Origin of the sequence: Microbacterium sp. NPDC057944 (assembly GCF_042887445.1) — a bacterium.
Classification (GTDB): domain Bacteria; phylum Actinomycetota; class Actinomycetes; order Actinomycetales; family Microbacteriaceae; genus Microbacterium; species Microbacterium natoriense.
In genome coordinates, this window is the sequence record NZ_JBHVPJ010000001.1 from 568,900 (window position 1) to 592,942 (window position 24,043).

The window sequence follows — 24,043 nt, forward strand, 5'->3', positions numbered from 1 at the left end:
CCGCGCCCGATTCCCCAACCGGCCGCGACTCTCGTTTCGAGTTCCCCAGAAGACTTGTGCCCACCGACATACTGGCGAGCACATGGCCTGCTGTGCCAAGGTGACGCTCCCTCTGACCCCCGTGAGGGGTCAGAGGGAGCCTCACGCCGTTTCGACCCGCCCGATCAGGCGCGACGCCGGCGCGCACGCACCAGCATCGAGCCGCCGAGCAGGAGCACGGCCATCGCGCCGAGCGCGACGCCGGTCAGGTCTGCCCCACCGGTGTTCGCGAGCGATCCGCCGGTGCTGCCCTTGCCGCCCGCGCCACCCGTGGTGCCCCCACCGGTTCCCGGCACAGTCGGGCAGGCTGCCGTCGTGAACGGGATCGTCGCGCTCTTCACTCCGTCGACGGTCTGGTCGACGACGTACTGCGTGTTGCACGTCAGACCCGAGGTGAGCGACCAGGCGCCGTTCTCGCCGACCACGGCGGTGGCGACGACGTCGCCCTTCGTGTTGCGGACGGTGATCGTCGCGCCCGAGGTGCCGGTTCCGGTCGCGCCGGTAGGCGTCGTCCCGGTCACGGCCGGAGCGGCAGGAACGACAGCGGTGTCCTCGTCGATGCTCGAGTACTGCGAGGTGAACCCGTTCGCGTCGACGGTCTGCACGCGCAGGAAGCCCGTCGTGTGCGTGGTGGGGATCGACACGGACGCGCCGGGAGCGACACCCGTGATCTCACCCAGGTACTCCTCGGCATTGTCCGCCGCCGTCCAGTAGACGTGGAGCGTCACGGGAGCTGCCGCGGTGTTGTTGCCGATGAGGTTCGCCGGCTGGACGGCCGTGAACGTGGCGGTGGCGCCGTCGTAGCGCACCGTCTCCGGACGGAACGTCTGCACCGTGTTGTTGCTCACCGAGTCGCCGACGTTCCAGAGGAACCAGAAGCCGCTCTCCTCGATCACCGGGTCGGTGCCGCCGCGGGTGTTCGCGCCGAACGTGTTGCCGATCACCGGCAGCTTGCCGATCGCGTTGTGCACGATCGGAGCCTGCGAGCGGTCACGACCGCCGAAGCCGTCGATCGCGTTGCCGATGATGCTCCAGCCCACCGGGGCGTCGGCGTTCGCGGCGTTCGCGGAGTTGTAGATCGCCCAGTGGTTGTCTGCATGGGCAGGCAGGGTGTCGTCGGCCAGATCCTGGAACAGGATGTTGTTCTGCACGATGTTGCCGGTACCGGGGGCGTCGATGCGGATCGCCGAGCGCGAGATGTCCGCGATCAGGTTCTCGATCGAGTTGTCCGCGATGACGACGTCGGTGGCGCCGGCGCCCTGCACGCGGATCGTGTCGACGGCCCAGATCACATCGAATGCGTTCCCTGTCACGTCGACGTTCTCGGTCGTGCTGCCCAGCTGCAGAGCGGCGAACGCGCCGTCGCTGACGTTGGTGAACGAGTTGTCGGCGAAGGTCGCGTCGGTGAGCGTTCCGCCGAAGACGACGGAGCCCGCGTAGGAGACGTCGTTGCCGGAGAAGACCAGTCCGTTCCAGTCGGCGGTGTTGTTGCCGATCGTGCGCGAGATGTTCTTGCCCACGTTGCCGCCGAAGGTGGTGCCCGTGATGCTCGTGTCGGTCAGCGTCTGACCTGCGCCGAGGAAGAACAGGCCGTTCTGGTTCGGCGACTGGATCGTCGAGTCGGCGATCGTCAGGCCTGTCACCGCGACGTCCGCGTTGACGTAGACGCCGTGCGAGGGCGAGGTCTCAGCGGGGTTGCCGAGCACGCTGTCGCGCACGGTGAAGCCCGTGACGGTCGAGGCGTCCTCGAACATCACGTGGCCCCAGGCCTCGACGCCACGGCTGGCGAGGCCGTCGACGACGGTGTTCGTCACGGTGGCGCCGTTGTCAACGACCACGCTGCCCCAGTACGGGCTCTGGATGACGAGATCTGTGAGGGTGGTGTCGGCCGCGCCGTCGATGAGCAGGACGCCGACCTCCTGCCAGTTCGTGTCGTTGTCCTTGAGCTCGACGTTCGTGATCTTCGTGCCGGCGCCGCCGACGACGATGCCGGACTCCGCCGCCCGCATGTTGGCGAGGTTGCTGAGGGTGACGTCGTCGGAGGCGACGTAGATGCCGGCAGCGGCCGAGCCGTCGATGTCGGTGATGCCGTCGAGGTTCGTGAAGTCGATCGAGACGGGAACAGTCGAGTCGACGAGGAAGCGCGCACCCAGGGTGGAGTTCTCGGATGCCGGACCGGTCATGTCGGTGGTGAGCATGCTGTTCGCCGAGCCGCCGGTGAGCGACAGCTCGCCCGTGCCCGCGAGAGCCGCATCGAAGACGATCCGCACACCGTCGGGGTTCGTGGAGGCGTTCGCGGTCTCGAGCGCTCCGCGCAGCGTGCCTGGACCGCTGAGCCCGAGGCTGGTGACCGTGATAACGTCTTCCGCCGCGCTCGCAGCGGTGGCGGGCAGCAGGACCCCACCCAGAACCGTGACGGCTCCGACCGCCCATGTCATCGATCGGGTGAATCCCCGACCCCTCGTGCCACGGCTGCTCGCCGTCCGACGCGATACGTGCTCCATACCTTGCCCTCTCCCTCGGTGATGTGTCGCCCGTCTCCGATCGCGCAGCGAAACGAGTCCATGAGGGGACTCAGGAGCCTGCGGGGATGTCGAAGCGGACGCATGGCGCGCACTGGGGGGCGCGCTCGGTGGGGAGTCAAGCAGGATGCCGCATCGACGCGTCATATCGGACGTGCAGGTGACCCCTGACGGGGGTCAATTCCACCGTGGGGCGTCACTTCCCCCGACCCCGGCGGCACACGACGACGGTAGGCCGGCATCCGTCCGGTAGGGGATGATCGAAGGATGCTCCTCGATCACACGGCCGTACCCGACGGATCCGATGCGGATGCCGTGTACCTGGCGTTCGTCGAGTGGGCCGAGTCCACCGGCATCAGCCTGTATCCCGCGCAGGACGAGGCGGTCATCGAGATCGTCTCCGGGAACAACCTGATCCTCTCGACACCGACCGGCACGGGGAAGTCGCTCGTCGCGGTCGGGGCGCACTTCGCCGCCCTCGTGTCCGGTCGGAGGACGTACTACACCGCCCCGATCAAGGCTCTGGTCAGCGAGAAGTTCTTCGCGCTGGTCGACATCTTCGGCGCCGCGAACGTCGGCATGATCACGGGCGACTCCTCCGTGAACGCCGATGCCCCGATCATCTGCTGCACGGCCGAGATCCTCGCGAACCTGGCCCTGCGTCAGGGCACGGATGCCGAGGTGGGACAGGTCGTCATGGACGAGTTCCACTTCTACGCCGACCCCGACCGCGGCTGGGCCTGGCAGGTGCCGCTGCTGGAGCTGCCGCAGGCGCAGTTCATCCTGATGTCGGCGACGCTGGGCGACGTCACCGAGCTCGCCGCCGACCTCTCCCGACGGACAGGTCGCGACACGGCATCCGTCACCGGCGTCGAGCGGCCGGTGCCCCTGCACTTCTTCTACGAGACGACGCCGATCCACGAGACGATCGACGACCTGCTGAGCACCGGCCAGGCGCCGGTCTACATCGTGCACTTCTCGCAGGCCGCAGCCATGGAGCGCGCGCAGGCGCTGTCGAGCACGAAGGTCGCCACGCGCGAGCAGCGCGACGAGATCGCTGCGCTGATCGGAGAGTTCCGCTTCACGACCGCGTTCGGCAAGACGCTCTCCCGGTTCCTCCGTGCGGGCATCGGCGTGCACCACGCCGGCATGCTGCCGAAGTACCGCCGGCTCGTCGAGCAGCTCGCCCAGCGCGGGCTGCTGCGCGTGATCTGCGGCACTGACACCCTCGGCGTCGGCATCAACGTGCCGATCCGCACCGTGCTGCTCACGGCGCTCACGAAGTTCGACGGCACCCGGATGCGGCAGCTCAACGCGCGCGAGTTCCACCAGATCGCCGGTCGCGCCGGTCGCGCGGGGTACGACACCGCGGGCACCGTGGTCTCGCAGGCGCCCGAGCACGAGAGCGAGAACGCCGCCGCCATCAAGAAGGCGGGCGACGACCCGAAGAAGAAGCGCAAGATCGTGCGCAAGAAGGCGCCGGACGGCTTCGTGTCGTGGGGCGAGCCGTCGTTCCGCAAGCTCATCGACGCCGTCCCAGAGACGCTCACCTCGCACATGCAGATCACGAGCGCGATGATGCTGAACGTGATCGCCCGCGGCGGAGACGTCTTCGGGAATATGCGCTCACTGGTATACGACAACCACGAGCCCCGGAGACGCCAGCGCGAGCTCGCGCTGCGGGCCCTCGGCATCTACCGGACCCTGCTCGAATCCGGCGTGGTCGAGCAGACGGATGCCGGTGAGATCCGCCTCACCGTCGACCTGCAGCCCAACTTCGCGCTCAACCAGCCGCTGTCGCCGTTCGCCCTCGCCGCCTTCGATCTGCTCGACCCCGACTCCGCCGGTTTCGCGCTCGACATGATCTCGATCGTGGAGTCCACGCTCGACGACCCCAGGGCCATCCTCGGGCAGCAGGAGTTCCTCGCCCGCGGCGAGGCGGTGGCCGAGATGAAGCGGGAGGGCATCGAGTACGACGAGCGCATGGAGCTGCTCGAGCAGATCACCTATCCGAAGCCGCTCGACGAGCTGCTGAGCGCGGCGTTCGAGACGTTCAGCGCGGCGCAGCCGTGGATCCGCGACTTCGAGGTGCATCCGAAGTCCGTCGTGCGCGACATGTACGAGCGCGCCATGTCGTTCGGGGAATACGTCGCCTACTACAAGATCGCCCGCTCGGAGGGCGTGGTGCTCCGCTACCTCTCCGACGCGTACCGCGCGGCGTCGCAGACGATCCCCGAGGAGCTGAAGAACGACGACCTGCGCGACCTCATCGAGTGGCTCGGCGAACTCGTGCGGCAGGTCGACTCGAGCCTCCTCGACGAGTGGGAGGAGCTGGTGCACGGTCACCCCGTCGACCACGAGGACGGTCCGGTGGTCCCCCCAGCGCCCAAGCGCCTCACGAGCAACGTCAGGGCGTTCCGCATCCTCGTTCGCAACGAGCTGTTCCGCCGCGTGCAGCTCGCCGCCAGGGAGGACGTCGAGTCCCTCGCCGAGCTCGACCCGCACTTCGGCGCAGCCTCCTGGTCCGACGCCCTGGACGCCTACTTCGCCGACCACGACGACATCCTCACCGGCGCCGACGCCCGCAGCTCCTCGCTCATCCTCGTCACCGAGGGCGCGTCCGAGTGGACCGTGCGGCAGATCCTCGACGATCCAGCGGGCGACCACGACTGGGGCATCTCGGCGACCGTCGACCTCGCGGCGTCCGACGAGGAGGGCGCCGCCGTGGTGACCGTGACCGGGGTCGACCGGCTGTAGCCGTCACCCCGACCGCTGTGCGGTCAGTGCTGCACCTCCCGAGATCCGGAGGGCAGCGCTCTCGCCCGCTCCCGCGCTCGAGTCAGGGGGAGCAGCGGGTCGAAGAGGATGCTCAGCCCCAGGCGCATCAGCAGCGCGTGCACACCGAGGCAGATCGCGATGACGACCGCGGCGAGCACGAGCGGCTCGACGGCCTCGATCAGCGGGACGGTGCGGATGCCGGTCGACCGCAGCGCTCCGTCGAGCAGGGCGAGCGGGATCATGTGGATCACGTAGATCGGCAGGGTCCGCCGCCCGATCCAGCGCAGCGGTCGTGCGACGGCCTCCACCCGCCGGTCGAGGAGCACGCACGCCGCGATGCCGAACGCGACGGCGAGCACCGACAGCAGGGGCCAGACGCCCGGCCACTGACGCATGCCGAGCACGCCGACGGCCGCGGCCGCCGCGATGTATGCCGCGGCGAGCATGAAGGCTCGGAGCAGGCCCGTCGTCGCCGCGAAGCGCTCGACGAGCTCGCGGAGACGCAGCCCCGCGAGGAAGAAGAACAGGTTCTGCAGGACCTGCCACAGGTTGCCGAGGTCGGGGAGCACTCCGGATGCCGCCACCGCCGACACCACGAAGGCCGCCGGCAGCAGCACCGCCGTCGGCACGTGCCTGGTGAACCGCGCCACGGCCAGATACACGGCGAGCGCGAGCAGGTACCAGAGGTTGGTCGGGCTGAAGGTCAGCTGCGCGAGGAGCTCCCCGGCGTCCTCCGCCCGAGCCGTGTCGAAGTCGGGGGTGAGCGCGAGCACCGCGGTCTGGATGAGGACCCAGACGACGTAGACGAGAGCGAGACGGCCCGCGCGCATGCGCCAGCTCCCGCCGCTCGGCGCGGTGACGGCGCGTCCGGCGAACATCCCCGAGATGAGGAAGAACAGCGGCATCCGCAGCGGCAGCAGCTGGGCGTTCAGCGTGGCCCAGGCATCGGTGACCGGCCCGGCGCCCTGCACGTCGATCGCGTGCTTGGTGACCACGTGCCAGAGCACCACGAGGACGATGCACACGCCCTTCGCGACGTCGGGCCACCCCTCACGCTCGCGCATGGTCCCTCCGTGTCGTCGCACTGCGCTCGCTCGACGCCCGACGGTCGGCCGCGGCCCGCACGAGTCTGTCCATGAGCTCGGGGTACGGCACCTCCGCCGCCGCGAACATGCGCGGCACCTGCGAGGCCGCGGTGAGCCCCGGCATCGTGTTGACCTCGTTGAGCACGGGCCCTTCCTCCGTGAGGAAGAAGTCCATGCGGGCCACCCCGGCGCAGCCGAGCGCGTCGAACATCGCCACGGCCGTGCGCGTCAGCGCTCCCGCCTCCGCCGGCGTGAGCGCCGCGGGGACGGTGAACCTCGCGGTGCCGTCGTACTTCATCGCCGTGTCGAAGAGCCCGGCGGCGTGGATCTCCAGCGGCGGGGCCGCCCAGCGCACTCCCCCGGCCTCGCGGATCACGGCCACGTCGATCTCGCGACCGCGCATGACCTCCTCGATGAGGATCCTGCTGTCGAACCGCGCCGCGGTGCGCAGCGCATCGAGCAGGTCGCCGGGCTCGCGCACGAGCCCCACGCCGTAGCTGGATCCGGCGGAGACCGGCTTCACGACGACCGGTCCCTCGTACTCCACGTCGCCGAGGTCGGATGCCGAGATCACGAACCCCGGTGCGGTCGCTATACCCGCCGCCTCCGCCACGAGCTTGGTCGCCCACTTGTCCATGCCGATCGCCCCCGCGCGCAGGTCGGAGCCGACGACGGCGACTCCGGCGAGCGCACACAGGGCCGCGAGCGCTCCGTCCTCGCCGAGAGCACCGTGCACGGCGGGGAACACGACGTCGGCCCAGGCGAGCGCGGGCATGGCCGCGGCGAGCGACTCGGCGGGGGTGGCGACGGGCGCGGCATCCCACACCCCGTCCCGCGAGATCGTGACCGTGCGCACCTCGTGGCCGATCGACCGCAGCGCCGTGGCGACCGCGGCCGCCGAGGCGAGCGACACCTCGTGCTCGGAGTTCTGTCCTCCGCCGATGACCAGTACCCTCATGCCCTGCTCCTCTCCACTCGCGGGCCGATGCCCGTCACGATCGTGTGCGGGATGGTCCCCGCCCAGCGCGCCCACTCCTGCACGCTGGGCACGGCCCCGCCCTCCGGTCCGAACACGGTCGCCGTCTCCCCCCTGGGGAACTCCCTGCCCCCCGTGTCGACGACGATCTGGTCCATCGACACCCTCCCCACGATCGGATGCCGAGACCCCCCGATCTCGACACCCGCCCCCTCCGTCAGCTCGCGCGGGATCCCGTCGGCGTACCCGACGCCGATCACGCTGAGGTGCGTCTCCGCCGGGGTGACGTACGTCCCTCCGTAGCCGATCGCCGTACCGGCGCGCACGAGCGCCGAGTGCACGACGGATGCCGTCAGCCGCGACGCCCCGTGCAGCTCCACGGTGCCCGACGGGTCGATGCCGACGAGGCCGGCGCCCACCCGCACCAGGTCGAAGTGCGTGGCGGGGTCGGTGAGCGCGCCCGAGGTCGCGGCGAGGTGCGTGACCAGCGGTCCGAAGCCCGCACGCAGCACGGTGTCGCGTCCGTGCCGCATCCGCAGCACCGCGGCGGCGTTCGCCCGCGGATCCGCGTCGTCGGCCAGGGGCAGATGCCCCATCACCCCGACGATCTCGATGCGGCCGGCGGCGGCCCGCGCGACGCGCAGCAGCTCCGCCCAGTCCTCGACCGGGCACCCGCCGCGCGACATGCCGGTGTCGAGGTGGAGGTGCACGCGCACGGGCTCCTCGGCATCCCCGGCCAGCTGCCGCAGCTCCTCGACGGAGCCCACGGCGATGTCGACCCGATCGGCGGCGGCCTGCGCCGCATCGACGCCGGACGGGTTCAGCCACGCCAGGATCGGCACCTCGAGTCCCGCGTCGCGGAGCGCGGTCGCGTCTGCGGCATCCGTCACCCCCAGCCAGTCGGCGCCGGCGTCGACGGCCGCCCTGGCGACGGCGACCGCGCCGTGCCCGTAGCCGTCGGCTTTCACGACGGCCATGATCCTGGCGTCGGTCGCCGCGCGCACGCGGTCGACGTTGGCCGCGACCGCGGCGGGAAGGGTGGTGAGCGTCGGCGCGTGCAGACGCGACAGGGGGGTGGTGAGCGTCATGGTCATCGCTGGGTCCTCGGATCGGCGGTGGGGTCGTCGTACATGAGCGGGCAGTCGTTGGCCGGAGCCGACGGACGCAGCTCGAAGTGCCACGGCTCGTTGCCGTAGATCTGGCACAGGCCGAACTCCGCACCGTGGCGCGAGAGCCAGTCCTGACCGGCGACGGGGCCGAGGTCGATCGCCTTGCCGGAGACGTGCTCCGACCGCTCGGGCGTCGCCACCCAGCGCGCGGCCTCCTCCGCCGAGCCGTACTTCGCGACGGCGTCGGCGAGCAGCTCGTCCTGGTAGGCCGGGGAGCGCCAGCCGCTGTTGACGTGCAGACGGATGCCGTCCTCCTCGGCGGCGGTGGCGGCCGACCGCACTGCGGCGAGCAGGTCGGCGTCGAGGTTCGACACCGCGGGGGTGTCGGCGAACACCGAGATCCGGTCGGCCTCCTCGATCTTGCCGTCCTGTTCGTCGACGGTTCCGTCGGTGGCCGCCGCGCCTCCTGGGGCATCGATGGTGGCGGATGCGGGGGCGGACGCCTGCTGGGCGATCACGGCGATGAATCCGGCGACCAGGGCGGCGAGGAGCGCGAGGCCGAGCACTGTGGTGAGGCGTCGCTGTCTGAGGGAGCGGCTGTCGTTCATGATTCCAGTGAAGAAGGGAGCCTGTTGCCACGGCGTATGCGGTTTTCCATATGCTCCCGATATGCCCGGTTGCGTAAGCTCTCAGCCATGCGCGTGCTGATCGTCGAGGACGAGCCCTACCTCGCCGAGGCGGTTCGCGATGGACTGCGCCTGGAGGCCATCGCCTCCGACATCGCCGGAGACGGCGACACCGCGCTCGAGCTCCTCGCCGTCAACTCCTACGACCTCGCCGTGCTCGACCGCGACATCCCCGGCCCCTCCGGCGACGACGTCGCCCGGTGGATCGTGGCCTCGGGCAGCGGCATCCCAATCCTGATGCTGACCGCCGCCGACCGCCTCGACGACAAGGCCTCCGGCTTCGAGATCGGCGCCGACGACTACCTCACCAAGCCGTTCGAGCTGCGGGAGCTCGTGCTGAGGCTGCGCGCCCTCGACCGGCGTCGCCAGCACAACCGTCCGCCCGTGCTCGAGGTCGCGGGGCTGCGGCTCGACCCTTTCCGCCGCGAGGTGTTCCGCGACGGACGCTACGTCGCCCTCACACGCAAGCAGTTCGCCGTGCTGGAGGTGCTGGTCGGCGCGAACGGCGGGGTCGTCAGCGCCGAGGAGCTGCTGGAGCGCGCGTGGGATGAGAACGCCGACCCGTTCACGAACGCCGTGCGGATCACCGTCTCGTCGCTGCGCAAGCGCCTGGGCGAGCCCTGGCTGATCCTCACCGTGCCCGGGGTCGGGTACCGCATCGGGACGGATGCCGATGCCTAGGCGCCGCGGGATGACGGCCCGCATGAAGCTCACGCTGAGCTACGCGGGGATCGTCGTGGTCTCGGGACTCCTGCTGCTCGCCGCCGTGGGGCTGTTCCTGCTCCGCTACGTGCCCGACGTGCAGATCCCTCAGGCTCTGGAGGGCATGTTCATCCCCAACCGCTCCGACCTGATGCGGGCGTTCGTCCCGGTCGCGATCCTGGTCATGATCGTGCTGCTCGCCATCGGCTGGGCGGGCGGCTGGTGGCTGGCAGGGCGGATGCTGGCTCCGCTGAACCGCATCGGCTACGCGGCGCAGCTCGCCGCGCAGGGATCCCTGTCGCACCGCGTGGCGCTGGAAGGACCGCGCGACGAGTTCCGCGACCTCGCCGACGTGTTCGACTCGATGCTCGACCGGCTCGAGCAGAACATGGCCGAGCAGCAGCGCTTCGCCGCGAACGCCTCGCACGAGCTGCGCACCCCCCTGGCGATCTCGCAGACCATGCTCGACGTGGCCCGCGCCGATCCCGACCGCGACGTGGACGAGCTGATCGACCGCCTGCAGGAGGTCAACGTCAGGGCCATCGAGGTCACCGAGGCTCTGCTGCTGCTCAGCCGCGCCGATCGTCGGGCGTTCACCCGCGAGATCGTCGACCTGTCGCTGCTCGCCGAGGAGGCCGCCGAGTCGCTGCTGCCCCTGGCCGAGAAGCGCGGCGTCGCCGTCGACGTCGCGGGCGATGCGGCGATCGTGCTCGGCAACCCCGCGCTGCTGCAGCAGCTGATCATGAACCTCGTGCACAACGCGATCGTGCACAACCTCCCCGACGACGGCGCCGTCACGGTGCGCACGCACGCGCAGGAGCGGGCCCTGGCCCTGGTGGTGGAGAACACCGGCCCCCACCTGCCCCCGCACGTCGTCGCGGCTCTCGCCGAGCCGTTCCAGCGCGGAGCCGAGCGCGCCCGCGACGCCGACCACGTGGGCGTCGGCCTGGGGCTCGCGATCGTGCAGCGCATCGCGCAGGCCCACGACGGCTCCCTCGTCCTGACCGCACGCCCCGGCGGCGGCCTGAACGTGACGGTGTGGCTGCCGCATCCGCTCCCCTACCCGCTGCAGGGGCACCCGGTCGCGTAAGCGCGCGGGGTCACCAGGGGCTGGGCTCGTAGTCCTTCAGGAACACGCCGTGCACGTCTTCGCCGGCCTCGCCGCGCACGATCGGGTCGTACACGCGGGCGGCGCCGTCGACGAGGTCGAGCGGGGCGTGGAAGCCCTCCTCCGCCAGGCGCACCTTCGTGAAGTGCGGGCGCTCGTCGGTGATCCAGCCGGTGTCGACGGCGGTCATCAGGATGCCGTCGGTCTCCAGCATCTCTCCGGCGCTGGTGCGGGTCAGCATGTTCAGCGCGGCCTTCGCCATGTTCGTGTGCGGGTGACCGGGGCCCTTATAACGGCGGGAGAACTGCCCCTCCATCGCCGAGACGTTGACCACGTACTTGCGGTGCGAATCGGATGCCGCCATCGAGGCGCGCAGGCGACTGATCAGCAGGAACGGCGCGGTCGTGTTCGCGAGCTGCACCTCGAGCATCTCGAGCGGGTCGACCTGGTCGATCGACTGCACCCAGCTGTTGACGCGGTTCACGTCGGGCACGAGGCCGCCGGCGTCGATCGCGGTGCCGTCGGCGTGCTTCTCGAGCGACGACGACCCGGGCGCCATCGCGAGGCGGGCGAGGTCCTCGGCGGTGAGCGCCTGGCCGCCCTGCTCGGCGACCGTGCCGCCGAGGGCGGCGACGGAGAGCAGCGGATGCGCGTCGACCGAGGCCTGCAGCGCCTGCGGGTGCGGGTCGGCGGTGTGCCCGAACGTCTCCATCTCGGGCAGCGGTCCGTCGGGCAGCGGCTGCAGCTCGGCATCCGCCAGCAGCGAGTACGCGCCGGGCGAGCGCCGCACGGTCTGCGCGGCGTTGTTGATGAGGATGTCGAGCGGGCCCTGGGCGGCGACCGAGTCGGCGAGGCCGATCACCTGGGCGGGGTCGCGCAGGTCGATGCCGACGACGCGCAACCGGTGCAGCCAGTCGGCCGAGTCCTCGAGGGCCGAGAAGCGGCGGACGGCATCCCGCGGGAAGCGCGTCGTGATCGTGGTGTGCGCGCCGTCGCGGAGCAGCCGCAGCGCGATGTGCATGCCGATCTTCGCGCGGCCTCCGGTGAGCAGCGCGCGCTTGCCGGTGAGGTCGGTGCGGGCGTTGCGCTTTCCGTGACTGAACCGTGCGCAGTCGGGGCAGAGCTGGTGGTAGAACGCGTCGACGAGCGTGTACGGCTGCTTGCAGATGTAGCAGTTGCGCGGCTTGATGAGCTCGCCGGCGATCGGGGCGTCGACCACGCTCGTCGCGAGGTCGTTGCCGCGGGTCTCGTCGTCGATGCGGTCGGGGGCGCCCGTCGCGGTGCGAGCGACGACGGCCTTGTCGGCCTCGGCGATCGCGTCGCGGATCTCCTTGCGACGCACGCGCTTGACGGCCTTGAACATCGCGGCGGTCGCGTGGCGCACGGCCACGAAGTCCGGATGCTCGTTGTCGATCTCGTGCAGCTCGGACAGCACTCGCAGCGTGGTCGCGAGATCGTCGGGGTCGACGCCCGGTCCGAGGAGGTCAGCGGGGTCGGGGGCATCGGTCATTGTGCTGATTTTACGCGAGTGTCCTGGGGGCGGCATCCGCTCCCGTCGCGAATGATCCCGGTATCCGCTCCGAATACCGGGAGTTCTTGCGACGGGAGCGCCGCGACGCGTCAGGCGTGCTGGCGGCGGAGCGCGGTGAGCACGGTGCCGTTGGCGCCCGCCCATCCGCCGAGCGTCGCCGGGACGATGGGCGGAACACGATGGAACGTCGCCCGCTCCCGCACGTAGCGCTCGGCGAGCGTCACCAGATGATGCGGCGCCTGGGCGAGCCCGCCGCCGATCACGATGCCCCCGGGGTCCACGACCGCGCAGAGCGTGAGGATGGCTTCGGCCAGAGCCGACGAGGCACGGCGCACGATCGCGGTCGCCGCGCCGTCGCCCGCCGCGAACGCGTCGAGCAGCGCCTCCGGTCCACCGCGGCCACCGGCATCCGCCCACGCCGCATCGAGCGCGGGGGCTCCGATGATGGTCTCCAGGCACCCGCGGCGACCGCACGAGCACTCGCCGCCCATCGGGTCGATCGTGACGTGTCCGAGCTCCCCCGCCGATCCGTGGGCACCCGTGACGACCCGCCCGTCGACCACATGCGCGCCGGCGATCCCGGTGCCGAGGGCCAGCACGAAGATGTCATCGATGCCGGCGCCCGCACCCCACGAGGCCTCGGCGACCGCCGCCGCGTGCCCGTCGTTGATCACGTCGACCGGCACGCCGAGCGCGGACTCGAGCTGGCGTCCGAGGGGGGCTCCGTCGAGCGCGGGGATGTTGGTCGACCGGATGACGACGCCGTTCTCCTCGTCCACGATGCCGGGGATCGAGAGCACGAGGCGGGCCAGGGAGTGCTCGCCCGTCACCGTCTCCGCGATGGCCGCCAGTGCCTCGGCCGGCGCGGAGGTGGGCGTCGCGTTCCTGCCGCGCGCGAGCGGCGTCGGCGGCTGCGACATCGACGCGTCGGCGCTGGCGAGGAGGTGCTTGACGCTGGACCCGCCGACGTCGAGCCCCAGCACGACCGCGGTGCCGCGGTCACTCATCCTGCCCCTGCTCCTGTGCGCGTCGGAGGCGAGCGCCGTCACGGGGCGGTCACCCGGGCGGCCGCTCGGGCCTCCCGTCGCAGCGCCTGCTTGTCCGGATCGGGCACGGGGACCGAGGCCAGGAGGCGACGGCTGTAGGGATGCTGCGGAGCCAGGAGCACGTCGTCAGCCGAACCGGTCTCGACGATCTCGCCCTTCAGCATCACGGCCACCCGGTCGGAGATCTCGTGCACGACCGCGAGGTCGTGGCTGATGAAGAGGCAGGCGAAGTGCATCTTCTCCTGCAGGTCGCGCAGCACCTCGAGCACCGCGGCCTGCACCGAGACGTCGAGGGCCGAGGTCGGCTCGTCGGCGATGATGAGCTCCGGCTCCAGGGCGATGGCGCGGGCGAGGCCGATGCGCTGACGCTGTCCGCCCGAGAGCTCGTGCGGGTACCTGGTCGCGTAGTTCGCGGGGAGTTCGACGGCGTCGAGCAGCTCGGCCACGCGGGTGCGGCGCTGCGCGGCGGTCGTCGGCATCTTCCGCCGCTGCACGAGCATCGGCTCGGAGATCGCCTCTCCCACCGTCATGCGCGGGTCGAGGCTCGACCCCGGGTCCTGGAAGATCGCTCCGACCCTGCCGCGCAGCTCGCGCTCACGCCGCCCGGAGACGCCGCCGCGGCCGACCTTCTCGCCGAACAGCGTCATCCCGCCGCTCGACAGCGGCAGCAGCCCGAGGGCGGCGCGGCCGAGCGTCGACTTGCCCGAGCCCGATTCTCCGACGAGACCGACGATCTCACCGGGGGCGATGCTCAGGCTCACGCCGTCGAGCGCGAGGAAGGGCCGTCCGCCGCGACGGTAGGTCACGCTGGCGGCATCCAGTTCGAGCACGGCGTCGACGAGCTCGCGCTCGGGCTCCCGCTCCACGACGCTCGCGGCGTCGGGCAGCGAGGGCACGGCGCTGAGGAGCTTCTTCGTGTAGTCCTCTCGGGGCGCGGTGAGCACGGTGCGCGTGTCGCCGACCTCGACCATCGTGCCGCGGAACATCACGGCGACCCGGTCGGCGATGTCCGCCACGACGCCCATGTTGTGCGTGACGAGGAGGAACGCGGTACCCGATTCGGCCGCGAGGCGGCGGATGAGATCGAGGATCTCCGCCTGCACCGTCACGTCGAGCGCGGTCGTCGGCTCGTCGGCGATGATCAGCTGCGGCTCGCACGAGAGGGCGATGGCGATGACGACGCGCTGACGCTGACCGCCGGACAGCTCGTGCGGATAGCTCTTCGCCCGCCGAGACGGATCGGGGATGCCGACGCGTCCGAGCATCTCGACCGCGCGCTCCCACGCGTCGGCCTTCGACACGCCGCCGTGGTTGAGGATCGCTTCGGTGATCTGATCGCCGATGCGCATGCTCGGGTTGAGCGCGGTCATCGGCTCCTGGAACACCATCGAGATCTCGGCGCCGCGGATGCCGTTCATCTCCGCTTCCCTGAGCGGAAGGAGCTCTCGTCCGGCGAGCCGGATCGAGCCGGTGACGGCGGCCGTGCGCGGCAGCAGCTTGAGGATGGCCATCGCCGTGACGGACTTGCCCGAGCCGGACTCGCCGACCAGCGCGAGCACCTCACCGGGGCGCACCTCGAGGTCGATGCCCTTCACGGCATCCACGGCGCCGTCCTCGGTGCGGAACGTGACCTTCAGATCGGAGATCTGCAGCAGTGCGTCGCTCATGCGGCACGCCCCTTCACGTCGAAGAAGTCACGGAGTCCGTCTCCGATGCTGTTGAACGCGCAGACCGTGAGCACGATGCAGAAGCCTGCGGGGAAGATCAGCCACCAGGCACCCGCGTACGTGTACGTGATGCCGCTCGTGAGCATGGCGCCCCAGTCGGTGGCCGGCTTCTGCAGCCCCATGCCGAGGAACGAGATGTAGGCGACGAGCAGGATGGCGTCGGCGACCTGGAACGTCGCGTTCACGACGATCGTGCCGACCGTGTTCGGGACGATGTGCTTCAGCACCGCGCGGGAGTGGGTGCCGCCCATGGCCCGCAGCGCCAGCACGTACTCTCGCGACTTCAGCGAGATCGATTCGGCGCGCACCAGACGCGCGGGGACGAGCCAGGACACCAGCCCGATGACGCAGATCATCAGCGGGACGCTCGGACGCAGGATCGCGGAGAGGATCAGCAGCAGGAAGGTCGCAGGGATCGCGATGCCCGCGTCGACGACGCGCATCATCACGGTGTCCACCGCGCCGCCCACGTACCCGGCGATCGCTCCCCAGAGGGTGCCGATCACGGTCGCGAGGACCCCGGCCGCGAGCCCGATGAGGATCGAGATCTGTCCGCCGACCATGAGGCGACCGAGCACGTCGTAGCCGACGTCGTCCGTGCCGAGGGGGTGCCCGGCCGAGCCAGGCGGCAGCATCGTGCTGCGCAGATCGGTGTGGATCTGATCCGTCGGATGGATCAGCGGCCCCACGAAGCAGAAGAGCAGGAACAGGGCGATGGTCACGATCCCGAAGACCGCGAGCTTGTTCTGCAGGAAGCGGCGCATGCCGCGCTGGCGCGGGGTCAGCGTGCGCATCACGATGGTCGTCGTGCTCACGAGAGCTCCTCTCGGGTGCGCGGATCGAGCAGCGCCTGGATGATGTCGGCGAGCAGCGATCCGATGACCGTCGCGAGCGCGATCACCAGGATGCAGCCGATCAGCACGGGGTAGTCGGAGGTCTGCGCCGAGGTCCAGAACAGCAGGCCCATGCCGGGGTAGTTGAAGAGCGATTCGACGACGATCATGCCGCCGAACATGACCGGAAGGTAGTAGCCGAGCATGGCGATCACGGGGGTCAGGGAGTTGCGCACCACGTGACGGGTGATCACCACGGGGATCGGCGTGCCCTTCGCCCTGGCGGTGCGGACGTAGTCCTCGGAGAGGTTGTCGATGGTCGCGGAGCGCATGTAGCGGGAGAACGTCGCGATGATGCCGAGCGCCGCGGTCAGCACCGGCAGCACGAGACCCGCCGGATTCGCCAGCACCTCGCCGACGGTCTCGCCCTGCGGCGCCTGAGCCGGCACGAGCCGCAGCCACTGGGCGAACACGATCACCAGGATGAGCCCGAGGAAGAACGACGGGGTCGAGTAGATGATGAAGTTCCAGGTGGTCAGCGCGTAGTCGGCCGCCTTGCCGCGGCGCACGGCCTGGAAGATGCCCATCGGGATCGCGATGATCAGGGCGAAGATCATCGAGATCAGCGCGAGGATCAGCGTCTTCGGCAGGCGCTGGCCGATGGCGTCGGCCACGGGGCGGTTCAGCTTGAACGAGTCGCCGAGGTCGCCCTGGACCAGCTGCCCGAGGAAGTTGAGGTACTGCTGCCACAGGGGCAGATCGAAGCCGTTCTCCTTGTTGAACGCATCGATCTGCTCCTGCGAGGCCTGCATGCCCAGGATGCCGGCTGCCGGCCCCTGCGGCATGGCGAGGTGGAGCAGCGCGAACACGATCAGCGTCACGATGAGGATGACGATCACGCCCTGGCCGACCCGTCGCAACAGGTACCACCAGAACCGCGGGCCGCCGGCCCTCTCCTTCTTCTGCTGCGCGTTCTGCGCCGCTTCCACCACGCTCATGTCACCTACTCGTTACTTGGCCCAGGACCAGCGCTGCGGCAGGAACGACGCACCCGGGTCCTGGTGGGCGATGTCGAGTCCGTCGCGGACGACGGAGACCTGGTAGACCGGGTTCGGCATCCACATGACCGGGAGGTCGGTGGCGAGGAACGCGGAGTACTTCTTCGCGATCTCGGGGTCGGTCGAGAAGGCCATCGCCTGCACGAGCTCCTCCGCCTCGGGGTTGTCGTACTGGCCCGCGTTCCACTTGGTGTCCTTCGCGAAGACGCGCTCACCGGTGGCGTAGGGCGGGAAGTACCAGCTGCCGGCCGTGCCGAAGAAGACGAGCTCCCACGTGCACGCGCTGCCGGTCTTGCACTCCTGCGCCTGGGTGAGGACGGTGTCCAGCGGCTTGGAGTCGATCGTCATCTTGACGCCGATCTTGCCGAGCGAGGACTGGATCTCCGCCATCATGTTGTCGGTCTCCTGCGAGCCGTTCTGCGTGGTGACGACGATCTCCGCCTTCGCACCGGCGGCGATCCCCTCACCGCACTGGTCCTCGCCCGCGCCCGCCTCGGCGCACTCGAGGGTGCCGTCGGATCCCTTGACCCAGCCGTGGTCGGTGAACAGCTTCTCGGCCTTCTTCAGGTCGAACGGGTACGGGTTGTCCTTCTGCACGTCGGAGAGTCCGTTGGAGTCCGCCGTCTGCGGGATGGGACCGTAGTCGGGCGTCGCGGCGCCGTGCCAGACGACGTCGGAGATGCTCTCCTGGTCGACGGCGTGCTGCAGCGCCTGGCGCACGTAGAGCTGCTTGTAGAAGGAGCCCTTCTCGGGGTTGGCGAAGTTGTAGGGCATGTACGTGATCGACCAGCCGGCCCACGGCTCGATGCTGTAGCCGAGGTCGGTGAACTGCTTCTCGTTGGTGAGCTGCGAGCTGGTCACGTAGCCGTAGTCGACGTCACCGGAGCGCACGACGTTCATCTCGGCGTCCGCCGAGGTGAACGGCAGGAACTTGACGTTGTCGATGCTCGGCTTGTCCTCGCCGGTGTACTTCTTGTTGGCGGTGAGCTCCACGAGGCCCGAGTCCGACCAGCTCTTCACCGTGTAGGGACCGGCGACGGTCTTCCACAGGTCGTTCGAGGCGTAGGTCTTCATGTCCTCCGCCTCGGAGAAGAGGTAGTCCAGCACGTCGGCCGCGCCCGCGGCGTCGCGGTCGTGATCGCCGATCTCGCCGTCTGCGCTCGTCTTGTCCCACACGTGCTGGGGCATCGGGTACATGAGGCTGAGCTGGTTGCCGAGGAGGAACTCCTCGTTGTACACCTTGTCCATCGTCAGCGAGAACGTCTTGTCGTCGACGGTCGTGAACTCGACGATGTTGTCGGGCATCAGGCCGGCCGAGTAGCCGCCGGTCTTCTCGCCGTTGAAGCGCACGAGATTGTACCAGAACTCGACGTCGCGCGAGGTGACGGGCGTGCCGTCCGACCAGTCGAGGTCGTTCAGCGTGATGGTGATGGTCTTGCGGTCCTCCGAGAACTCGTAGGACTTCGCTGCGGACGCCTTCTTGTCCCAGCCCATCTCACCGTCGACGCCGTTGTACTCGAACAGACGCGGCCACATCGTCGCCTTGATGGCGCTGTTGTGCGTGGCCATCTTGTCGGGCGACGAGATCGGCAGGATCCAGTTGGGACCTGTTCCCACCTGGAGCGCGAAGCTGACCGTGTCCTTCTCGCTCGCCGTGCCGTCGCTCGTGGCTCCGGCCTGGCAGGCGGTCAGGGCGAGCGTCGCGACGGCGAGCGCACCCAGGGGGGCGAGCAGCCTGCGACGCAGCGACTGAGATCGCATGTAAACCTCCTCGTTCACCGCCTCGTCACCGAAGCGTTCGTCCAATTTAAGACGCACTTTGAATCATGCACGAACTAAGTTAGTCACAAAAGTCGATCTTGTTACGTTTGAGTAACTAACTTGCTTCGCTGTCGAACCAAAGAGGAACGACCCTCGTCATCCCACCATCTCGGCGGTCAGGTCGGGCGCGGCGTCGAACGCGTCGAACGGATGCATCGGCCGCTGGATGCGGTGGTGCCCGAGGCGCTCGAGGTCCTGGTCGACGCCGCCAGGGGTGAGCGCCAGCGTCCATCCGCGCATGATGGCGTAGAGCTCGGGCTCCATGTAGCCGATCTTCGTGACGACGATCTGCGCCGCGACCGGGTCGAGTCCGATCGAGGTGAAGTCGGAGACGTCGTGGTACGCCTTGCGGTACTCCGTGACGATCACGTGGAGCCCGCCGACCCGGATCACGGCGATGCCGCCCGCATCCTCATCGCCCTCGTGCAGGCTGTGCAGCACGCCGTTGACCAGGACCGGCCCGTGCGGACCGCTGTCGACGCGCGCGCCCACCTCGACGGACACCCGCTCTCCCACCGCACAGCCGCGAAGGATGTCCAGCGCGCCCTTGTCGAACACCGACGCGCACAGCGTCACCGGCGCATCGTCCGCGGTGAGCTCGGGCTTCTGCAGCAGCTGGGCGAGCGTCCAGGTCACGTCGCCCGTGCCACCCGCGCCGGGGTTGTCGCCCGAGTCGCTGATGAAGTACGGGGTGTCGGTCGCGGCCAGTCCGGCAGCGACCCCCTCGTCGAGCGTGCCGGGAGGGCCCACGAACTCGAAGTCGTCGCGCACGTCCCAGAACGCGCGACCGAGCTCCGACGCGGCAGCGGACGTCGCCTCGTCATCGGTGCCGGTCACGACGACCGTGGCGTGGCATCGGGGCTCATCGGCCCAGGCGTAGCCGATCCAGATCGCCGCGTCGGTGACGCCGGGGCGCGACTCGATCTCGGGGATGCGGGCATAGAGGCTCCTGGCGGGCTCCACACGGGTGCTGGTCTTCTCACCGGGCAGCAGGATGGGCACGCGCACCCAGGCGCGACGCGGGGTGACGCCGCTCTCGAGCGCCTCGACCAGGTTGCGGATGGCGCGGTCGCGGGTCTCCCACGTGTCCTCGTGCGGGGCCAGTCGGTAGCAGGTGATGATGTCGACGTTCTCGATCAGGGCACGCGACACGTTGCCGTGCAGATCCATCGATGCCGAGACGACGACGTCCGCGCCGATCACCTCGCGGATCGCGGTGATCAGGTCGCCCTCGGCATCGTCCATGCCCACCACGCTCATCGCCCCGTGGATGTCGAAGAAGAGACCGTCGAGCCGCCCGCCGCCGGCCACGAGTTCGCGCAGCCCGTCGCAGATGCGCGCCTTGATCGCGTCGTACACCTCGCGCAGCACCGCGCCGCCGGGAATCGACCGGGCGTAGTACACCGGCAGCCACTCCGCCTTCCCCGTGAGCTCCCCTTCGCGCAGCGCGTCGTAGCGCCTGACGAGGTCGTCGCCCTCGATGCGGAGGAAGTCCCGTTCGCCTGCTCGGTGCGGCGAGAAGGTGCTGGACTCGATGGCCATGCCGGCGATGGCGATGCGCGGGAGCGGTGAGGTCTCGGTCATACTCCGAGTCTAGGGTCGCTCTCGAATCAAGATGAGCCACTTGGTGCTACCGGCATCCGACTTATGCCGATGATCGAACTACTGAGTGACGAGACGCAGCTCCTCGTCGATTCCGGCGGGGTCGAGCAGCCGCTCCAGCAGCTCCCAGGCGACGCCGCGGGCCCCCGCCAATGCACCGGCGCGGCTCACGCCGATCTCCAGAGCATCCGTCGACATCGGAAGGCAGAGGGTGAACAGCGCCTGCCGCACCCCCGCCACGAAGGCATCGGCCGTGGCCAGACGCCCGCCCAGAGCGAGCGCCTGGGGGTTGAAGAAGTTGATGATCGTCGCGAGCACCTCGCCCGTGCGGGCACCCGCCTCCCGCAGGGCGGAGGTGGCCTTGGGGTGCGCGTCCTGCGCCAGTGCCAGCACGTCGTCGAGCGTCTCCACCGCCGCCCCCGCCTCTCGCAGCGCATCGACGATCGCCGCCCCGCTCGCGACCACGTCGAGGCAGCCGACCCGACCGCACGAGCAGATGATGGGCGGTGCGTTGTGCAGGGCGACGTGGCTGATGTCGCCCGCCACCCCGCGGAAGCCGCGGTAGACCGCACCGTCGAGGATGATCCCGCAGCCGATGCCGCTGCCCGCCTTCACGAACACCAGCTGCTCCTGCTCGCCGCCGCGCTCGATGAACTCGCCGACGGCCATCGCGTTCGCGTCGTTGTCGATGAGGAAGGGGAGCCCCGTGGTCTTTCCGAGGACCTCGCCGACGTCGACGCCGTTCCAGCCCGGCATCCGCATCGGCGCGAGCAGTCGCGAGGTGCGCGAATCCACGGGACCGGGGAGGCTCATCGCGATGCCCTCGATCGTGAGGCCGCCGTGCTCCTCCGCCAGTCCGCGAGCGTGCTCCCACACCTGGTTCACGACGCTCTCGACACCGTCGAGGAGCGACACCCGGGCGACGGTCGAGGCGACGACCTCCGCCCGACGGTCGAAGAGCGCGACGGTCGCGTGCTGCTCGCCGAGATCGACGCCGACGACGACGCTGCCCCCGGCCTTCACCGTGAGCACGCGGGGCCTCCGCCCGCCGCGCGACACGCCCTCGCCGTTCTCCTCGATGTAGTCGTGGGCGATCAGCGCCTCGATCCGGAGCGCGACGGTCGACGGGGAGAGCCCGGTCAGCCGGGCGAGGTCGGCGCGCGACTGCGCCGCTCCCGTGCGCACGAGCCGGAAGATCTCACCCTCGGAGAATGCGGTCTGGGTCGCCGGCGCCACGGTGTCCTCGAATCATCTTGTTTCGGTGGTCAAACAAAGATACTCCCAGGACCGCACAGTGTCACCCCGTACGACACGGGGTGACACACGTGTTCAGGCGATGCCGCCGCCGTCGACCACCAGGGCCGAACCCGTGACGTAGGAGGAGTCGTCGCTCGCGAGCCAGACGACGGCCTGGGCGACCTCGCTCGGCTGCCCCATGCGGCGCAGCGGGCGATCGGCGGCCTCCGCGAGGAACGACGCCGGGTCCTGCCCGAGCTGACGGGCCTCGTCGCTCAGCATCCCGGTGTTCACATCGCCGGGGTTGACCGAGTTGACCCGGATGCCGGCGGGGCCGTGGTCGATCGCGAGCGCGCGGGTCATGTTCACGACCGCGCCCTTCGAGGCGCAGTAGGAGATCGCCTGCCCGCCGCCCTTGAGCCCCCAGCCGGAGCCCGTGTTGATGATCGAGCCGCCGCCAGCAGCCTCCATGATCGGCACGACGTGCTTGCACATGAGGAAGATCGAGCGCACGTTCACGCCGAACACGCGATCCCACTCCTCGACGGTCGTCTCCACGGCGGTCGTGCGGCGGATGATGCCGGCGTTGTTGAAGACGACGTTCACGCCCCCGAACTCTGCGACGGTCGTGGCGATGACGCGCTCGATGTCGGCCTCGCTGGCGACGTCGGCGGCGATCGCGACCGCGGCTCCTCCAGCCGCGCGGATCTCGGCGGCGACGACCTCCGCGGCCTCGGCGTTCAGGTCGACGACGGCGACCGCCGCCCCCTCCGCGGCGAGCGCGAGCGACGTGGCGCGGCCGATGCCGCCCGCGCCGCCGGTGACGATGGCCTTCTTGTTCTCGAGACGCATGATGTTCCTTTCAGAGGGTGTGGGAAGAGGCGACGGCGTACAGGCTGCTGGTGCCGACGCCGGTGGTGATGCGCACGTGGCCGGAGAGGCGCGCGTCGAGCGCGGCGTCTCCGGTGTCGACCAGCAGCGGACGCCCGCGCAGGTCGATGATCTTCTGCTCGGGGGCCACGACCATCAGAGGCTCGTCGCCGAGGGAGCGGATGACGGATGCCGAGAGCTGCTGATTGCCCCGGCCGAGCAGGAACCCCTGGCCGCCGATCACGGTGACGACGGCCTGGGCGGGCCCCGCGGCGGTCTCGGCGAGAAGCTGCTGCTCGCTCGCGCCCGCCACCGTGACGGCGCCGTCGAGCACGACGTCGACGCCGAGCGGGGTGCCGACGACTCCGAGCTGACGGGCGACCTCGGCCGTGGTGCCGCCGGGGCCGAGCAGGTAACGGACGCCAGGCCGCATGCGCGCGACGGCGCCTCTCGCCGCGGCCTCGACGGCGGCGGCCTCGCTCGCCGGGGTCGGCGCTTTGCGGGCCTGGGTGCGGCCGCGGCGCACCGGAACCCGCAGGAATCCGTGCAGCACCGGGTCGACGCGTGCGCGCCGCAGCGCGGCCTCGTCGATGTCGAGCACCTCGCGCTCCTCGGTCGGCAGCACGCCCTGCGCCACCCAGTCGGCGGCGATCGCCCCCGCGGCGGCCGGGCTCACGGCGAACACCGGCGAGTACATCTTCACTCCGGCCGGGATGCCGAGCACCGCCGGCATCCGTTCACAACTCCTCATAACCTGCGTGGTTTCAGCGGAGCAGGGGGCTTTCCCCGCCGAAACCGCGCGTTCGTGAGGAGTTGTGAACGCACCGAGCCCCGCGACGGCGTCGCGCAGCGTCCCGTCCCCGCCCACGACGAGGATCAGTTCCGCGCCCGCCTTCGCCACCGCCTCCACGGCACGCGCCGTGTCCGCGGCATCCGTCTCCTCGGTGTCGCCGTCGAGCGCACGAGAAGTCGTCGAGTGCACGGGCTCTCGACGTGAAGAACCCGTGCACTCGGCGAGATCACGTGCACTCGACGCGGCAGACGACGCGGCACTCGACGCGGCATACACGACGCGCGGCACCAGGGCGGCGGCGCGCACGGCGTCGGCGCCCATCGGGCCGGCGGCGGTCAGCACCTCGAGGGACGGATGCCGAGCGGCCAGCACCGCGAGAGCGGCGGCCGTGCGCTCCTGCACGCGCGAACGGGCGCCGCGCGCGAGGGCGAGGCGCTGCACGTCCGCGCCGTCGGAGCCGGCGAGACCCGCGGGCCCGCCGACTCCGGCGACAGGGTTGACGACCAGTCCGATCACGTCGC

The 24,043-nt window shown here is 70.1% G+C and carries 18 protein-coding genes; 3 read left to right on the forward strand and 15 right to left on the reverse strand.

The features are described 5' to 3' along the window. Positions 1-164: 164 nt before the first annotated feature. Positions 165-2,477, reverse strand: a complete 2,313-nt coding sequence (locus ACFVRO_RS02495) for a hypothetical protein (protein ID WP_386948881.1) — start codon at positions 2,475-2,477, stop codon at positions 165-167. A 351-nt stretch (positions 2,478-2,828) separates the two neighbouring features. On the opposite strand from ACFVRO_RS02495, the gene ACFVRO_RS02500 reads away from it, so the two are divergent. Next, positions 2,829-5,318: a DEAD/DEAH box helicase gene (locus ACFVRO_RS02500; RefSeq protein ID WP_386948883.1), complete on the forward strand. Its 2,490-nt coding sequence runs from the start codon at positions 2,829-2,831 to the stop codon at positions 5,316-5,318. A 23-nt stretch (positions 5,319-5,341) separates the two neighbouring features. Here ACFVRO_RS02500 and ACFVRO_RS02505 read toward each other — a convergent pair whose 3' ends face one another. The 4 genes from ACFVRO_RS02505 to ACFVRO_RS02520 are packed head-to-tail and all read right to left on the reverse strand — an operon-like array spanning position 5,342 to position 9,117. Further along, complete coding sequence (locus ACFVRO_RS02505; protein WP_386948886.1) at positions 5,342-6,403, reverse strand: acyltransferase family protein; 1,062 nt, start codon at positions 6,401-6,403, stop codon at positions 5,342-5,344. Further along, positions 6,390-7,382 (reverse strand): D-alanine--D-alanine ligase, encoded by a 993-nt coding sequence (locus tag ACFVRO_RS02510; RefSeq protein ID WP_386948889.1) that lies wholly within the window; start codon positions 7,380-7,382, stop codon positions 6,390-6,392. Before ACFVRO_RS02510 ends, ACFVRO_RS02505 begins: the two co-directional genes overlap by 14 nt. Then, positions 7,379-8,494: an alanine racemase gene (gene alr, locus ACFVRO_RS02515; RefSeq protein WP_386948892.1), complete on the reverse strand. Its 1,116-nt coding sequence runs from the start codon at positions 8,492-8,494 to the stop codon at positions 7,379-7,381. The genes ACFVRO_RS02510 and alr overlap by 4 nt, the downstream gene beginning before the upstream one ends. Further along, complete coding sequence (locus tag ACFVRO_RS02520) at positions 8,491-9,117, reverse strand: M15 family metallopeptidase (RefSeq protein WP_386948895.1); 627 nt, start codon at positions 9,115-9,117, stop codon at positions 8,491-8,493. Before ACFVRO_RS02520 ends, alr begins: the two co-directional genes overlap by 4 nt. Positions 9,118-9,204: 87 nt before the next feature. Here ACFVRO_RS02520 and ACFVRO_RS02525 point away from each other — a divergent pair, with 87 nt between their 5' ends. Beyond that, entirely contained in the window at positions 9,205-9,876 is a 672-nt protein-coding gene (locus ACFVRO_RS02525) for a response regulator transcription factor (protein WP_105673140.1), read from the forward strand. A 10-nt stretch (positions 9,877-9,886) separates the two neighbouring features. Next, positions 9,887-10,987 (forward strand): sensor histidine kinase, encoded by a 1,101-nt coding sequence (locus ACFVRO_RS02530; protein ID WP_386948898.1) that lies wholly within the window; start codon positions 9,887-9,889, stop codon positions 10,985-10,987. 10 nt (positions 10,988-10,997) lie between these two features. On the opposite strand, the gene ACFVRO_RS02535 is transcribed toward ACFVRO_RS02530, so the two are convergent. The 10 genes from ACFVRO_RS02535 to ACFVRO_RS02580 form a co-directional block, all read right to left on the reverse strand. Next, entirely contained in the window at positions 10,998-12,515 is a 1,518-nt protein-coding gene (locus tag ACFVRO_RS02535; protein WP_386948900.1) for an SDR family NAD(P)-dependent oxidoreductase, read from the reverse strand. A gap of 110 nt (positions 12,516-12,625) precedes the next feature. Continuing rightward, positions 12,626-13,543 carry an ROK family protein gene (locus ACFVRO_RS02540; RefSeq protein ID WP_386948903.1) on the reverse strand — a complete coding sequence of 306 codons (918 nt, stop codon included), beginning with the start codon at positions 13,541-13,543 and terminating at the stop codon, positions 12,626-12,628. A gap of 38 nt (positions 13,544-13,581) precedes the next feature. Continuing rightward, entirely contained in the window at positions 13,582-15,249 is a 1,668-nt protein-coding gene (locus ACFVRO_RS02545; RefSeq protein ID WP_386948906.1) for an ABC transporter ATP-binding protein, read from the reverse strand. Continuing rightward, on the reverse strand, positions 15,246-16,124 hold the full coding sequence (locus tag ACFVRO_RS02550; RefSeq protein WP_223587300.1) for an ABC transporter permease: 879 nt from the start codon (positions 16,122-16,124) through the stop codon (positions 15,246-15,248). Before ACFVRO_RS02550 ends, ACFVRO_RS02545 begins: the two co-directional genes overlap by 4 nt. Then, a complete protein-coding gene (locus ACFVRO_RS02555; RefSeq protein ID WP_223587301.1) occupies positions 16,121-17,140 on the reverse strand; it encodes an ABC transporter permease in 1,020 nt (339 codons plus the stop codon). Before ACFVRO_RS02555 ends, ACFVRO_RS02550 begins: the two co-directional genes overlap by 4 nt. A 12-nt stretch (positions 17,141-17,152) precedes the next feature. Continuing rightward, the gene (locus ACFVRO_RS02560) at positions 17,153-18,961 is read right to left on the reverse strand and encodes a peptide ABC transporter substrate-binding protein (protein ID WP_341940604.1); all 1,809 of its coding nucleotides are present in this window, start codon (positions 18,959-18,961) and stop codon (positions 17,153-17,155) included. A gap of 156 nt (positions 18,962-19,117) precedes the next feature. Further along, positions 19,118-20,605, reverse strand: a complete 1,488-nt coding sequence (locus ACFVRO_RS02565) for a M81 family metallopeptidase (protein WP_386948909.1) — start codon at positions 20,603-20,605, stop codon at positions 19,118-19,120. Positions 20,606-20,683: 78 nt separating this feature from the next. Next, positions 20,684-21,859, reverse strand: coding sequence for an ROK family transcriptional regulator (locus ACFVRO_RS02570; protein WP_386948912.1), 1,176 nt, complete (start codon positions 21,857-21,859; stop codon positions 20,684-20,686). Positions 21,860-21,952: 93 nt separating this feature from the next. Beyond that, the gene (locus ACFVRO_RS02575; RefSeq protein ID WP_386948915.1) at positions 21,953-22,711 is read right to left on the reverse strand and encodes an SDR family NAD(P)-dependent oxidoreductase; all 759 of its coding nucleotides are present in this window, start codon (positions 22,709-22,711) and stop codon (positions 21,953-21,955) included. Positions 22,712-22,721: 10 nt separating this feature from the next. Next, positions 22,722-24,038: an ATP-NAD kinase family protein gene (locus tag ACFVRO_RS02580; protein WP_386948917.1), complete on the reverse strand. Its 1,317-nt coding sequence runs from the start codon at positions 24,036-24,038 to the stop codon at positions 22,722-22,724. Between the last annotated feature and the right edge of the window lie 5 nt (positions 24,039-24,043).